This window comes from Phytobacter massiliensis JC163 (assembly GCF_000321045.1).
GTDB lineage: Bacteria > Pseudomonadota > Gammaproteobacteria > Enterobacterales > Enterobacteriaceae > Phytobacter_A > Phytobacter_A massiliensis.
Genome location: NZ_HE578945.1, coordinates 1,214,612 through 1,229,461, shown reverse-complemented (window position 1 = coordinate 1,229,461; position 14,850 = coordinate 1,214,612). Strand labels below are relative to the sequence as shown.

The 14,850-nt window shown below is 55.2% G+C and carries 10 protein-coding genes and 2 pseudogenes; 5 read left to right on the top strand and 7 right to left on the bottom strand.

The annotated features are described in order from the left end of the window. Nucleotides 1-37: 37 nt before the first annotated feature. The 5 genes from ENTHG_RS06000 (at nt 38) to ENTHG_RS05980 (ending at nt 5,886) form a co-directional block, all read left to right on the top strand. The gene (locus ENTHG_RS06000) at nt 38-1,471 is read left to right on the top strand and encodes a GGDEF domain-containing protein (protein ID WP_044175969.1); all 1,434 of its coding nucleotides are present in this window, start codon (nt 38-40) and stop codon (nt 1,469-1,471) included. Between the two features lie 180 nt (nt 1,472-1,651). Further along, the gene (locus ENTHG_RS05995; protein WP_044179050.1) at nt 1,652-2,644 is read left to right on the top strand and encodes a sensor domain-containing diguanylate cyclase; all 993 of its coding nucleotides are present in this window, start codon (nt 1,652-1,654) and stop codon (nt 2,642-2,644) included. 92 nt (nt 2,645-2,736) lie between these two features. Continuing rightward, nucleotides 2,737-3,702: a GGDEF domain-containing protein gene (locus ENTHG_RS05990; protein ID WP_044175963.1), complete on the top strand. Its 966-nt coding sequence runs from the start codon at nt 2,737-2,739 to the stop codon at nt 3,700-3,702. A gap of 79 nt (nt 3,703-3,781) precedes the next feature. After that, nucleotides 3,782-4,312, top strand: coding sequence for a GNAT family N-acetyltransferase (locus ENTHG_RS05985; RefSeq protein ID WP_071825813.1), 531 nt, complete (start codon nt 3,782-3,784; stop codon nt 4,310-4,312). A gap of 122 nt (nt 4,313-4,434) precedes the next feature. After that, a complete protein-coding gene (locus ENTHG_RS05980; RefSeq protein ID WP_044175958.1) occupies nt 4,435-5,886 on the top strand; it encodes a tagaturonate reductase in 1,452 nt (483 codons plus the stop codon). A 429-nt stretch (nt 5,887-6,315) separates the two neighbouring features. Here ENTHG_RS05980 and ENTHG_RS05975 read toward each other — a convergent pair whose 3' ends face one another. The 7 genes and pseudogenes from ENTHG_RS05975 to ENTHG_RS05945 form a co-directional block, all read right to left on the bottom strand. Then, the gene (locus ENTHG_RS05975) at nt 6,316-7,893 is read right to left on the bottom strand and encodes a methyl-accepting chemotaxis protein (protein ID WP_044179045.1); all 1,578 of its coding nucleotides are present in this window, start codon (nt 7,891-7,893) and stop codon (nt 6,316-6,318) included. Nucleotides 7,894-8,141: 248 nt separating this feature from the next. Continuing rightward, the gene (locus ENTHG_RS05970; RefSeq protein WP_237567452.1) at nt 8,142-9,299 is read right to left on the bottom strand and encodes an EAL and HDOD domain-containing protein; all 1,158 of its coding nucleotides are present in this window, start codon (nt 9,297-9,299) and stop codon (nt 8,142-8,144) included. Between the two features lie 271 nt (nt 9,300-9,570). After that, entirely contained in the window at nt 9,571-10,131 is a 561-nt protein-coding gene (locus tag ENTHG_RS05965) for a hypothetical protein (RefSeq protein WP_044175955.1), read from the bottom strand. A 15-nt stretch (nt 10,132-10,146) separates the two neighbouring features. Further along, on the bottom strand, nt 10,147-11,106 hold the full coding sequence (gene ssp4, locus ENTHG_RS05960; RefSeq protein ID WP_044175953.1) for an Ssp4 family T6SS effector: 960 nt from the start codon (nt 11,104-11,106) through the stop codon (nt 10,147-10,149). A gap of 195 nt (nt 11,107-11,301) precedes the next feature. Continuing rightward, entirely contained in the window at nt 11,302-12,270 is a 969-nt protein-coding gene (gene tehA, locus ENTHG_RS05955) for a dicarboxylate transporter/tellurite-resistance protein TehA (RefSeq protein ID WP_106403194.1), read from the bottom strand. A 105-nt stretch (nt 12,271-12,375) separates the two neighbouring features. Further along, nucleotides 12,376-14,450: pseudogene (glgX, locus tag ENTHG_RS05950) on the bottom strand (glycogen debranching protein GlgX). A 40-nt stretch (nt 14,451-14,490) separates the two neighbouring features. After that, nucleotides 14,491-14,850 (bottom strand): annotated as a pseudogene (locus ENTHG_RS05945) (malto-oligosyltrehalose synthase); the annotation flags it as partial.

Below are 14,850 nucleotides of genomic sequence, written 5' to 3'. Positions count from 1 at the left end.
TATGCGCCATTCATATCGCGTCACTATGGGTTGGTACATGCGCGCTCTTTTTTCGCCCGTGCGGTTGTTTCATCACAACCAGCCGCTGATGAACGCGGCAGCGATCTTTTTTATTACCACGCTGTTCTATTTTATCGGCGCTCAGCTGCGGCTGGTGGAGGAGCTTTCGCTCTTCTGGCCGCTTAACGCGGTGATGGCCGGGGTCTTCGCCCGTTACGCCTTTCTGAATCACTGGCGCTATTACATGGTGAGCTACGTGGCGATGATCCTGTATGACGGCGTCACTACCAGCTGGGGCGTCGCCTCCCTGGTCATCAACTTTTCCAATATGGTGTTTATCGTCACGCTGGCGTGGCTGGTACAGCGCGAACAGCGGGCGAGCCGCACCGCGCCGTTGCCCATTAACGCGTTGAACCTGTTTGGCTATTGCCTGATCGCCGCGCTGCTGTGCGCGCTGTGTGGCGCGAGCGGATCGATGGGGATTGTCCTTAACCAGGATTTTCTGCTGCTGTTCGGCGACTGGTTCAGCGAGCAGTTTTCTACCGGCGTGCTGATCGTGCCCTGTGTGCTGACGGTAGCCTGGCCGCGCGTTGCCGTCTTAACCCTGCGGGATCTGCTGCCGGTGCTTGCGCTGGCGGTGTCGGTGATGGGATCGGTGGTCATCGGCGGGGCGGGCAGTCTGGCCTTTCCGCTCCCGGCGCTGATCTGGTGCGCGGTGCGCTTTCCGCTGCCGGTCATCTGCCTGCTGACGCTAGTCACCGGCGGCGTGGAGATCATTCTGGTAGCGAACAGTATCATCAATATCTTTGTCGCCTCGCCGCAGGAGATGCCAAGGATGTTCTCCGCCCGGCTGGGCATCGCCACGATGGCTATCTGCCCGGTGATTGTGTCGGTAAGCGTGCAGACCATCAACAGGCTGATTCAGCAGGTGGCGCTGCGGGCAGATTTTGATTTTCTGACCCAGGTCTATTCCCGTTCCGGCCTGTATGAGGCGCTTAACCACGACAGTAAACATTTCTCCCGCAAGCACCTGTCGGTGATGCTGCTGGATGTCGATTACTTTAAGCGCGTTAATGATAGCTACGGGCACGAATGCGGCGACAGCGTGCTAAAAACCTTTGCCCGGCAGGTGCGGAATGTTGTCGGTGACGACGGCGTTGTGGCGCGCATGGGGGGAGAGGAGTTTGCAGTCGTGGCCGCCACCTCCGGCCCGGAGGAGGGGTACCGGCTTGCCGAACGTATCCGTGCAACCATTGCGGAACACCCTTTTGTCTGGCAGGCGCAGACGCTGCGCTTAACGGTGAGTATTGGCGTCAGTCATGGTCAGGCGCAGCCGCGCCAGCTCACTGAGGTGTTTAATAAATTGCTCGCCGGGGCGGATGAGTTTCTCTATCAGGCGAAGAAGGCAGGGCGTAACTGTACCCGTATGGGCGTCGATGTTGAACGCAGCGCGGCACCGGTCGTTTTTTAAGCGGCGAAATGTGACGGCTGTCGGGGGAATTGATAGCCTTAACTTATTAAATTGCTTGCGACTTATTTTTAACGTCAATACTATAGCCCCGTATCTCTTTCGGGACCAAACCGCGTCATGAACGATTCTGGCACTGTAAAAAAAGGCGAGCGCGTCAGCGGCCAAAAGTTTGTCAGACGCATGTTTCTGATGCGGGTTCTTGGCACCTTCCTCTGCTTTTTTCCCATCCTTTCTGTCCTGCTTGAACTGCAGCGTCCGCTGTGGCTTATGCTGATGCTCGCCGCTAACGCTTTTATCTGGCCTGCCATCGCGTTTTTACGCGCCCGAAATGCGGCCACGCCGCTTACCCATGAGCATCACAACCTGGTGATTGACGCGGCGGCGGGTGGCTTCTGGATTGCGATGATGGCGGTGAATCCACTGCCGTCGGTGGTTATCGCCACTATCCTGCTTTCTGACCGACTGGCGGCGGGCGGTTATGAACTGTTGCGTAAAGCGGGAATGGTGATGCTGGGCACCTTCGCCGCCGCCTGGCTTGCCGAGGGATTGAGCGTTGATATCACGGTAACGCAGCGAACTCTGTTCGCCACGCTGCCGCTGATCGCTATCTATACCCTTGCGCTGAGCGTGCTGACGAACGGCATTGCCGTCAAGCTTAAGGTAAAAAGCCGCGAGCTGGAACGTATCGCGATGATGGATCCGCTGCTTGATATTGCTAACCGTCGGCTGCTGGAAAAACGCATCCTGAGCGAGCTGAACCACCTCCATGATGCGGCGCGGCGCTCCTCGCTGATGTTTATCGACATCGATAATTTCAAAGAGGTTAACGACCGCTTCGGGCACGAGGCGGGGGATGCGCTCCTGGTGAAAGTGTCTCATATTCTGCATGCCGCTACCCGTAAGAGCGATACGCCAGCCCGTCTGGGCGGGGATGAGTTCGTGATTCTGCTGCCGGATACCACGCCACAAGAGGCGCTGGAGGTCGCAAAGCGTATAGTGGACGCCGCTTCAACGCTGAATGTCGCGCCGATGAAAACTTTTCGCTGCACCCTCAGCATTGGCATTGCCGAAGCGACGCCGGGGATGCGCACCGTAACGGACTGGCTGAAAGCAGCGGATGACGCGCTGTACAAAGCCAAGCGCCGTGGTAAAAACCAGATCTACGCCCGCTGACAAACCCGCTGAATACGCTAAGCTTTATCTCGAAACCCGTCAATTACGGACTGGCGGACATCCGCCCGCCAGACTTGCGTATAAGGCCTATTATGAAAACACCTGATCTCCCTATTGATGAGGAACAACGGCTGGCGTCGCTGCACGACTCCGGTTTGCTCGACACGGGCACCAGCGAACGCTTCGAACGGCTTACCCGGCTGGCGAAGCGGCTTTTTAATGTGCCCATTGCGCTGGTTACGCTGGTGGATGGACAGTATCTGCGTTTTAAAACCAGCGACGGCCAGGCTCACGATCCCTTCCCGCGGGATATCTCCTTTTGCGGCCACACTATTCTGAGCCCGCAGCCCCTTATCGTTAACGATGCCGGAAGCGATGAACGTTTTGCCGATAATCCACTGGTGACGGGGGAGGCGCATCTGCGTTTTTATGCCGGGCACCCGCTGCGCCTGCCTGATGGCGCGGTGGCGGGATCGTTCTGCCTGCTGGACCGCGCGCCACGCGATTTCAGCCCTGCTGAGCTGGATATTCTGCGCGATTTTGCGCTCATTGTTGAAAATGAGTTTGCGGTAATGAGCGCGGCCACCACCGACGAACTGACCGGGTTGTTCAACCGGCGCGCCTTCGAAAGCCTCGTTAAGTTTACTATCTCCAGCGCCCGTCGTCGGGCTGAACCGTTGACGCTTGGCTGGCTGGATCTCAATGGCTTCAAGCAGATTAACGATACGCTGGGGCATAACGAGGGGGATGAGGCGCTGCGGGCAATGGCCAGCATTATGCGTAGCAATTTCCGTGACGCCGATATTCTGGTGCGCTATGGCGGCGATGAGTTTGCGATTCTCTTTTCCGATACCAGCGAAGATGGCGCATGGATTGCGATGCAGCATCTGGCGGAGCAGACCGAAGCATGGAACGCCAGTTCAGGCAAACCCTGGAAGCTGGCCTTCTCCTGGGGCGTCAGCGAGTTTAATCATGATGGCGACGGCGACGTGAAAGCATGGATTAAAGATGCCGATAAAAAGATGTATGACATGAAGACATCTGGCCGCCCCCGTTAGTCATCGGAAAAGCCTCTGGTCAGGTCTGTTGTGTTGCAATAATGTTAACCGCATAGTGGTCATTTTTAAGGAGCTAAAAATGACCCTGGTTTTACCCCGCATCGCCATGCTTGACGCCGACACCCTGACCACCCGCCTTGATGAACTCTGCGAGGTGCTTGAAAACTGTGTGCAGGGCGGCGCTTCCGTCAGCTTCATGCTTCCCTTCGACCGTGATAAATCCCGCGCTTTCTGGCAGAACGTCGCCCGCAGCGTTGCGCGTAACGAACGCATCGTGCTGGTGGAAGAGGACGCCAGCGGCGCCATTATCGGCACGGTACAGCTCATTACCGACCAGCCGGAAAACCAGCCCCACCGCGCGGATGTTTCCAAACTGCTCGTTCACGACAGCGCCCGCCGGCAGGGCGTGGCGGGGCGTCTGATGACGCAGCTGGAGACGGTTGCCCGAAACTGCGGGAAAACGGTGCTGGTACTGGATACCAGTACCGGAAGCGGGGCAGAAACCTTTTACAGCCGCATGGGCTGGCAGAAAGTGGGAGAGATCCCGCGTTATGCGCTGATGCCTGACGGCGAGATGACGGCCACGTCCGTTTTTTATAAGTTTTTGTGATGTACCTCTGATTTATTTGTCATCTCACTTTGATCAAAACAGGGGTTCCTGGTCGTAAAGTCTGGTAAGTTATTGGACCAATCTTCCGAGGTTGTATGACTAATCAAAAAAGGAACTCCATTGTGAACACAGTGAACCGTCGCGATTTTCCCGGTGCCTCTTATCCCGAACGCGTTATTCAGTTTGGCGAAGGCAACTTCCTGCGTGCCTTCGTTGACTGGCAAATCGATCTGTTAAACGAACATACCGATCTCGACGCCGGCGTGGTTATCGTGCGTCCTATCGATAGCAGCTTTCCGCCATCGCTGAGCACCCAGGACGGTTTGTATACCACCATCATTCGTGGCCTCAATGAGCAGGGCGAGGCGGTCAGCGACTCGCGCCTGATTCGCTCTGTGAACCGCGAAATCAGCGTGTATGCGCAATACGACGAGTTCCTTAAGCTGGCGCACAACCCGGAAATGCGCTTTGTCTTCTCTAACACCACCGAAGCGGGCATCAGCTACCACGCCGGTGATAAGTTCGATGACGCCCCGGCGGTAAGCTACCCGGCAAAACTGACCCGTCTGCTGTTTGAACGCTTTAGCCATTTCAACGGCGCGGCGGACAAAGGCTGGGTGATCATTCCCTGTGAATTAATCGACTATAACGGCGACGCGCTGCGTGAACTGGTGCTGCGCTATGCGCAGGAGTGGGCGCTACCCGCGGCGTTTACGACCTGGCTGAATGACGCTAACACCTTCTGCTCGACGCTGGTAGACCGCATCGTGACCGGCTATCCGCGCGACGAAGTGGCAAAAATCGAAGCGGAGCTGGGCTATCACGACAACTTCCTCGACACGGCTGAGCATTTCTATCTGTTTGTGATTCAGGGGCCAAAATCGCTGGCGGCGGAACTGCGGCTGGACAAATATCCCCTGAATGTCCTGATCGTCGACGATATCAAACCGTACAAAGAGCGTAAGGTCGCTATCCTCAATGGCGCGCATACCGCGCTGGTGCCGGTGGCGTTCCAGGCGGGGCTGGACACCGTAGGGGAGGCCATGAATGACGCAGAGGTTTGCGCCTTTGTTGAAAAAGCCATTTATGACGAGATTATCCCGGTACTTGATCTGCCGCGTGATGAGCTGGAATCCTTCGCCAGCGCGGTTACCGGGCGTTTCCGCAACCCGTACATCAAACACCAGCTGCTGTCGATTGCGCTGAACGGGATGACAAAATTCCGCACCCGTATTCTGCCGCAGCTGCTGAAAGGGCAGCAGGCCACCGGCCAGTTACCGGCGCGCCTGACGTTTGCCCTTGCGGCGCTGATCGCCTTCTATCGCGGCGAACGCAATGGTGAGACCTACCCGGTACAGGACGATGCGTACTGGATTGAACGTTACCAGCAGCTGTGGAGCCAGCACCGCGACCAGCAAATCAGCACCAGCGACCTCGTGAAAGCGGTGCTGTCAGTGAGCGAGCACTGGGAACAGGACCTGACCCAGGTGCCAGGATTGGTAGAACAGGTTTCGCTGGATCTGGATGCGATTCTGCTGCGGGGCATGCGTGCAGCGGTAAAACCGCTTTGCTAATGTTCTGATCGATACCTTATTACCCGGCTGCGATGGCCGGGTTTTTTATCACCCTTATTTAGTTACAACATACTATTTAAAACTAATAAACAACAAACACATTAGCACCGTGCACAACAAAGTCGGGCAGGGAGCGCATTCTTTTCTATACTTTAAGGTGCTACATCTCTGCCGACAGCGTTGGTAAGAGGTTAACACCGTGTTTTGCCTTACTGGCGAGACACACGAAAGAGAGGGACAAGCAATGGAAAAGCTGGAAAGAACGGTACCGCTGGTTATGGGGCTGGTCGTTAGTATCTCGCTTATCGCCACGGCATGGGATATCTCATTCGTCAGCACCTTGCCCTGAACAGGGCATCGACACCCGGATAAGGCGCATCCGCGCCGTATCCGGGCAACCGGGCGCGCAAGCTACCCGGTTGACCGCTATCAATGGGCGTTATGCATTCTCAGTTGAAAAAAGCGCACCGAATCACGCAACATATCGCTCTGCTCGGTCATCGAGTGGGCCGCGACCGCTGCCTGCTCTACAAGCGTGGCGTTCTGCTGGGTGACCTGGTCCATCTGATCGATAGCAACGCTAATTTCCCGGATACCCTGATGTTGCTCCGTTGAGGCGGCTGAAATCTCCGCCACGATATCGGTGACTTTATTGACCGAAGCGACAATCTGCTCCATAGCGCGGCTGGCGGTATCGGCATAGTGTGAACCATCGGTAATTTTATCGACGGTACCCTCAATCAGTTGTTTGATCTCTTTTGCCGCCTCGGCGCTTTTCTGCGCCAGATTGCGCACCTCGCCCGCCACCACGGCGAAGCCTTTACCCTGTTCGCCCGCGCGGGCGGCCTCCACGGCGGCGTTAAGCGCCAGGATATTGGTCTGGAACGCAATCCCTTCTATGACCGAAATAATGTTCACGATTTTCTGCGAGCTGTCGGCGATTTCATGCATACGCTTAAGCATGTCGTTAACTTCTTTGCCGCCTTTGACCGCGGTTTGCGATGTTTCTCGCGCCAGTTCGCTGGCTTTACGGGCATTTTCGGCGTTGCTTTTCACGTTTTCGGTGATCTGCTGCATATTGGAAGAGGTCTGGACCAGCGAGGCGGCCTGTTCCTCGGTTCGCTGAGACAGATCGCTATTGCCCTGAGAGATTTCCGTGGCCGCCTGGGAAATGGACTCGCTGCCATCAATAATGCCGTCAATGATATTCGCCAGTTTGCCGTTCATAAATTTGATGGTTGCCAGCAGGCTGGTCGTGTCGTTACTGCGCAACTTCACCTCTGCTTTAAGGTTACCGGATGCAATCTCGTTCATGATTGCCACGGCATAGGCAGGTTCGCCGCCCAGCTGGCGCGACAGATTGCGTGAGATAAACAGGGCGATAACCCCGGTCGCTATCAGCGCCAGCAGTAATAGCCCGCAGAAGGTGTAGAGCGCTTTATCGTAACCGGACTGCGAATCTTCGCCTGCGGCTTCACCCGTGGCGACTTCCATATCAACCAGCGTCGCCAGGTCTTTCATTAACTGGGTACGATATTTGGCGGAAACCGCGCCGCTGATGCTCGATGCCTCAGACAGATTGCCCGCGTTGACGGCGGCAATGACTTTACTGTTCGCTTCAACAAAGTGGCTAAAGTTTTCTACGACGGTGGCAAAGAGGGTGCGGCTCTCTTCAGGCGCGCCGGCAGAGAGCTTTGCGTACTGTTGCTGCGCATTAAGGAAAATCGCCTGATTTTGCAGAAGCTCCAGACGGTGTTTTTCCTGCTCCTGAGGCGTAGCGGAAGCGATGTACTGAATTTGTTGTAAGCGCATCTCAGAAAGCACGCCGCGCATCTCAAGGGTATAGCGGATGCCCGGCATGCGGTTTTCGCGGAATTTATCAATGTGCTGTTTGCTGGCGTTGAGTTGATAAATGGACACAATCCCCAAAATCAACATCATGCCAATCAGAACGGAAAAGCCGATAAGTAATTTAGCTAAAACAGATGCCTGCGAGAATTTTTTCATAATGGTCATCTTAGAAATAAAAGGTACAAGTAATAACGGCGGAATCAGGGAAATATTGATTGTTTTTAATTGATCGCAGTCACATATTTAAGCGACTGTCCGGCAAAAGGAAATTACGCGCAGCCATTAATCAGAAATATGTTGCAGATGTAAATAAAATGAATTAGAAGTGTTATTTTTTAAATGTGAAATATTGTTCCAAACCTGTCAGGATTTGACGTAAATAACGGCAGCTGCAATGCCGCTATTTACTTATCGCCGCCCACGGGCAGTTCATCCGCCCATTTTGTCGCCTGCTGCATCATCTCCGTCACCAGCGCATCAGAGAGCCCGAGAAGGCTGGCCATTTCGCTGGCCTCTTCCCAGCGGCGGGTCTCGTACAGCCTGGCAAGGCAGACATACTGCCAGAGCACGCCGCTCTGATGCTGCAGGGCGGAAATCACTTCCGGCGAGACGGCGATTTGCGCTATCAGCTCATCCAGCGGCATCTCAAGGATAACGTCGAGCAGCGAGAAGAGGCCCACCATAAACGCCTCATTGGATAACAGATGCGCAGCGGTACGGCTGGCGATAAGCTCACAGAATTTGGCGCGAATAAGGCTCAGGTAGTAAATCTCGGTGGTCTTCACCGTTTCAAATGACGTAAGGCACGCCACCAGTACGAAACGGCGCAGCTCATTAATGCCCAGATAGACCACAATATCCCTGAGCGACTGGTTACGAAAACCGGTTATTCCGCGGGTGTTATAAAGAATATTTTGCGCATAGCGCATAATTTTGAATGACAGCGAAACATCCCGTTTCAGCAACTCTTCGATCCGGTTCAAATTCGGCGATTCGACATTCACCTCCTGCATTAATTTCAGCGCGAAGACGCGGTTATGCATTAATTTGTTTCTTTTCTGCACAACCGGCTTGCTAAAAAAATAGCCCTGAAAGAGCTGAAAGTTCATTTTCTTGTAAATTTCGAATTCGGCGAAGGTTTCTACTTTCTCAGCAAGAAATACGGTATGTTTAAGCAACATCTGATGTCTGCTGATATAGTCGCCAATCTCTTCTGGGGAATTTTTCTGAACGTCGAATTTAATAATATTGACCCACGGCAGGAAGGGGTCCCAGGCATCATTGAGCGAAAAATCATCCAGCGCCAGCCGGAAGCCCATTGTCTGCAGCCGTTTGACGGTTTCCAGAAGCGCGCGATTCGGCTCGGCGGTTTCGAGGATCTCAATCACGGCGCGGTTTTTAGGTAACGTCTCCGCAAGGCCAGCAACCAGCAAAGGGTGAGGAAAATTAACGTATACCGAGGTCTGTTCGTCTTTACGGCCCAGCGGCGCGCCAAAAAACTGTTCTTCAATAAGCTGGCTGGTCGCCTGTTCCGGCGAGATATCCGGAAAACGGTTTGTCATGCTGTTCCTGAAAAGCAATTCATAACCGACAGTGTTGAGTGCCTTATCAAAAATCGCCTGTCTGGCCACAAAAGAGTACATTCGTTACCTCGCCAATCCGCTGCTTTCCATGACTTGCTGCTTTACACGTTACAATAACGAAGCGGTTTTAAGAACCGATCGCTGTAGCAAAATTAATGTTTAATGATTGTTAAAATATAGGCTAATGGCAGGGCATTTCGCAATCAAGAAAGGCAGGAGAGTATCCTGCCTTGGGGTAAGAGCGGGGAATTTACAATAACTTACGCCAGGCGCGGTTATGCAATGCGTAAAGCAGCATGCGATAGAATGAAAAAGAGGTGGCGATAGCCGCGCCGCCCAGCGCCAGCGCCACGCTTATCAGCGCCCCGGAGAGACTGACGCCGCGTATCGCCTCGCCGCTAATCAGCGAGAAAAGCGCCGCAAGCAAAAACAGTAGCGAAACCGCCAGCGTCAGGGCCGAGAGCGTGAGGTGCGCCCGCACGGCAAGCATATAACCTTTGCCGGTAAAAAAGGCCGTCAGACAATTAAAGATGGCGAATCCCAGCCCCGTGGCAAACACGCCCACCAGGACCGCATGCTGAGGCAAATTGAACCCGGCATAAATGGCTGACCAGATCCAGAACTGGGGCAGGGCGAAGCTCAGAACCGCGCACAGCAGGCTTATCGCCAGCGGGAAACCCAGCGTGTGCAGCCCGAGCGGCACGCCCATTTTATCAAGAATCTCTTCTTTCACCTGCTGCGGATGATGGCGAAGTCGTGACTCCAGATCGCCACAGTACTGCATTCGCTCCCTGAATTGACGTAACTTCATCTCCAACCTTATCTGCTAGAACGGTGAAAAAGACTGAATCAAACCAAACGCATATTTTGCGGTGGTAGGGATGTTTTGCGGGTTACGGATAGTCCCGCCTGCGGCACTGCCCGCAAACGCCGAGGCGTTAACCGCCGCGTCAATCAGCGCGCGCTGCAGCGTCCTTTGCAGATCTTCACTCGGGAATCGTTTGGGGTAACTTCCGGAGCGAATCGCGGCTTTCACCCCGGCGTTAGAGATACCAGGATTGCGGGCGCGAATAATGTCTTCCGTGATGCGTTTGCGCTCTTCACGGGGCAGTGATTTCAGCCAGTCAATGGCTTTTAGCTGCGTGGCGCCCCGCATGGTTTTGTAAATCTTTAACGTTTTCGCCAGCGCCGTGCCCGCCGCCGCCATGGAGATAACATCGAGCGCGGTAGTGGTGGCAATATACCAGTCCTGGCTATCCAGCCACACCACGTCTGAACCATGACCTTCATGAATGGCGTACAGTCGCGCGGCACCAATAAAGCACTGCGCCCCGGTAGCCACCGTTCCCGCCGCGCTAATGCCGACAAAAATGCCGGTGCCGCCAGCGGTAAACGGTACGGTCATACCGGCACCGATGGTCATTAACAGGGTGACGACCATCGCGCCGCAGGAGAGGGCGGTGGTGCCGATTTCAGTGGCGAGAGAAGGGGCGCTTACCGTTTCCAGCATCGCTTTCTCCGCCGGTTGGCGGGTAGTGCTCTCTACTTTGGTCACGACGACGTGAGAGACGCTGGTCAAATCCGAACCGATCCGCCGTGAAGGACGAACCAGCCAGCGCTGTTTGCCTTCTGCGTAAATAATGCCGACCCCGTACAGATCGCGTTGGCAGTCCAGCCTGTCGGCAAATGCTTTAAAATCAATATCGTTGTTGTAAAGCTGGCCCATTTGCCGTGCAAAATCATAGCTTGGCAGGGTTCTGTCCAGGGATTGACCAGGTAATGGCATCTCATCTCTCCATCTGTATAAATAACGAACAAATCCATAAATTGTTGTCATTAGAGTAGTATGGGTTATAGATGAATTGTTCTGTTTCGCCAGCGAACTACCAGAACTAATAGGGCAGCGGGACGAGCTGCCCATTATGACGCTTTTTAGCTGAGCTCGGTTAATTCCAGTATCGCTTTAAGCCGCACCCTCCCGTCACCTGCGCGGGTACTCTTCCCGCACGATAAGTTTGCCGCTGAATAACAGCCCCAGTGATTTAATGATCAGCAGTGCGATAATAAAGTTACACGCAATAAATAGCGGTAATGCCAGCCACGCCAACGCGCCGCCTGGAGAACCGTGACCCAGCTTGATTGCCGTGGTTGCCAGTGATGCCACGCCGAATGAAAAACTCCAGAAAGAAGGATTAAAAGGCTGGGCGCTGTACCAGGGAATCAGGCGCAGCATAAATAACATTTGCAAAAGGCCATACCCGAACAACAGTTTGGCAAAGACGTCCGCCTCTCCGCCGTTGAGGCTCAGCCAGGCGCTACAGGCGACAAAGGCGGGTGCCATCTGGATACCGAGCGACGTTCGCACCGCGGCAGGCATTTCATCAAGGTTACGCAGACGGCTCAGAATCGCGGGCTCAAGACTAAGCCATGAGAAAATTCCCGCCCCTAAAAACAGCAGCCCGACGTCGGTAAAGCCCAGCGCGCTGCATGCCATCGCACTGATGAAATTATTAGCGACCGTAGGCAGATAAAGCCCCGGCGTTGTCGCTTCGCGGGGATGTTTCCCGCGCCAGAGTCCGGCCGTTTGCCACGCGGCATAGGCCAGTTGTCCGCTCACCGCAATCAGAAAAAGAGCCAGCGCGATGGGGTAACACCACGGTGTGAGGCCGATTGCCACCAGCATACTGGTTGCGGGGATCAGGCTGACAAAACTGCTTTTAAGGGGATGCGCGATCTCCTCCAGTACCGTCGCGCGGTGATGCCATAGCCGAAGCGAAAATGCCGCCATCAGTAATGCCCAGATAACGATCGCCACAATAATTAACACCGTAGCCGGAAGGGTAGTGACGGGCCAGATAGTCGCGGCGAAGCGCCAGGCTAATCCCAGCCCGATGATGCCGAGCACCATACCGAAATAGCCTGCCGGAAGGTTAATGCGTGAGTTTTTCATCACTGTCTCAAAAAAAGGCGAGGAAGAAGAAGTGTATAGCGTTGGTGGCAGGGCGTAAATGCGGGAAATAATCCGGGCGACGCGCGCCGCCCGGATTCCGTGGTACTACGGACGTCTGAACAGCACGAGGCTGCGTCCTTCCAGTTCGAAGTCCATCTCTTTGGTGATGAGCTGACCGGTTTTTGCGTTATCCGCCGTGGAGAGCTCCAGCACCCAGCCACCGTCACCAAACTGCGGGATACGGAACGGCACGTTGCCCTCGAACGGGTTAAACAGCATTAGCACATCGTGCCAGATGCCATCGTGCGGCTCCAGGTCCGTGCGACCGATATGCACGCCGAGCGTGGAGCCTTCATCCCACTGTTCCGGCTGCTGAAAACCGCCGCCTGCGTTAAACCACTCAATGATCATCCCGTCGCGCCAGTTCTCGCGGCGCAGCAACGGCTGTTCAGCGCGTAGTTTGATCAACTGACGGGTAAAATCGCGCAGGGCTTCGCTACTGGCCGGGAGATTATCCCAGTGCACCCACGAAATTTCGCTGTCCTGACAGTAGCCGTTATTGTTACCCATCTGGCTACGGCCAAACTCATCGCCTGCCAGCAGCATCGGCGTGCCGTGCGAAAAGAAGATCGTCGCCAGGAAGTTACGCTTCTGTCGTTCGCGTACCGCGTTGATACCTTCATCATCCGTCGGCCCTTCGGCGCCGTAGTTGTATGACCGGTTATCATTATGGCCGTCGTTGTTGTCCTCGCCGTTATCGTCGTTGTGCTTCTCGTTGTATGACACCAGGTCATTCAGGGTGAAGCCATCATGCGCGGTAATAAAGTTCACGCTCGCCCAGGGGCGGCGGCCACGCTGATCGTAAAGGTCGCCGGAACCGAGCAGGCGGGCGGCGAAATCGGTGGAGACGTTGTCGCCTTTCCAGTATTCACGCACCGTATCGCGGTATTTATCGTTCCATTCGGCCCAGCCTGGCGGGAAGCCGCCGACCTGGTAGCCGCCGGGGCCGATGTCCCATGGCTCGCCAATCAGTTTCAGGCGGGAGAGCACCGGGTCCTGGGTAATGGCGTCGAAAAAGCCGCCGCGCTGATCAAAGCCCTGCGGCTCGCGGCCCAGAATGGTTCCCAGGTCGAAGCGGAAACCATCAATGTGCATCGACTGCGCCCAGTAGCGAAGCGAGTCCATAACCATCTGCAACACGCGCGGATGCGAGGTGTTAACCGTGTTGCCCGTCCCGGTGTCATTAATGTAATAACGATGCTGATTGGGCATCGTGCGGTAGTAGGAGAAGTTATCAATGCCTTTGAAAGAGAGCGTCGGGCCCAGTTCGTTACCTTCCGCCGTGTGGTTATAGACCACGTCCAGGATCACCTCGATACCGGCGTCATGAAATGCGCGCACCATGTCGCGGAATCCCTGAATGCCCTTCGGTCCGTAATAGCGGGACGCCGGGGCGAAGAAACCCAGGGTGTTATAGCCCCAGAAGTTTTTCAGCCCTCTATCCAGCAGGTGCTGATCGTCCGGAAACCAGTGAACCGGCAGCAGCTCTACGGAGGTGATGCCCAGGCTTTTGATGTAATCCACCGTGGCTTTGTGCCCCATCCCTTCAAAGTTACCGCGCAGGTTTTCAGGCAGCGCGGAGTTCAGCTGGGTAAAGCCTTTGACATGCGTTTCATAGATAACGGCATTCGGCCAGGGGATATCCGGACGGTTGGCGTCCTGCCAGTCAAATTCATCAGGATCGATCACCCGGCACTTCGGCATAAACGGCCCGCTATCGCGGGTGTCGAAAGTCAGGTCTTTATCTTCATGCAGCAGTTCGTAGGCAAAATGGGCTTCGTTCCATTCAACGTCACCCACCAGTTCCCGGGCATAGGGGTCAATCAGCAGTTTATTCGGGTTAAAGCGGTGGCCGTTTTCCGGGTCGTAAGGGCCATGAACGCGAAAACCGTACAGCGCGCCGGGCTTGAGGCCTGGCACATAGCCGTGCCAGATTTCATGGGTGTATTCAGGCAGATCCAGACGGGCGATTTCGTTTTTCCCTCCTGGTCATACAGGCAAAGCTCAACGCGTTCCGCATGGGCGGAGAAGAGGGCGAAGTTCACCCCCTCGCCGTCGTAGTTTGCGCCGAGCTGATGGCAGTTCCCTGCCACGATCGTATAAGGCTTTCCGTTAGACATTTTCCATCTCCAGCGATTTATTCTATTGCGAACTCATTTGTCAGTGGCTTCTGACCAGCACCGCCGCGCTACCCGCAAGGGAGGCGAGATCAAGCCGGTCGGTCAGGTCAAAAGTGTTTCCGCTGAGGATGTCGAGATATTGTCCGCCCGCAAGCGCTGCCGGCAGGGCGATATCCGTGTGCGCCAGCCACCCGGCGGGGGGCAGCGCGGTATTGTCATCAAGCGCCTCCAGCACCAGCCGGGGCACAATGACGATTGCTGCTTCGTTACCAAGCGCGCGTGCAAACGCGACAACATGTCCGGCCTGCGGCCCGCTGGCGGTCAGCGGCTGATAGTCTCCTTCACGAAAGAGCGCGGCATGTTGTTGGCGATAGCGCAAAAATGCGGGCGATCGCCTGCT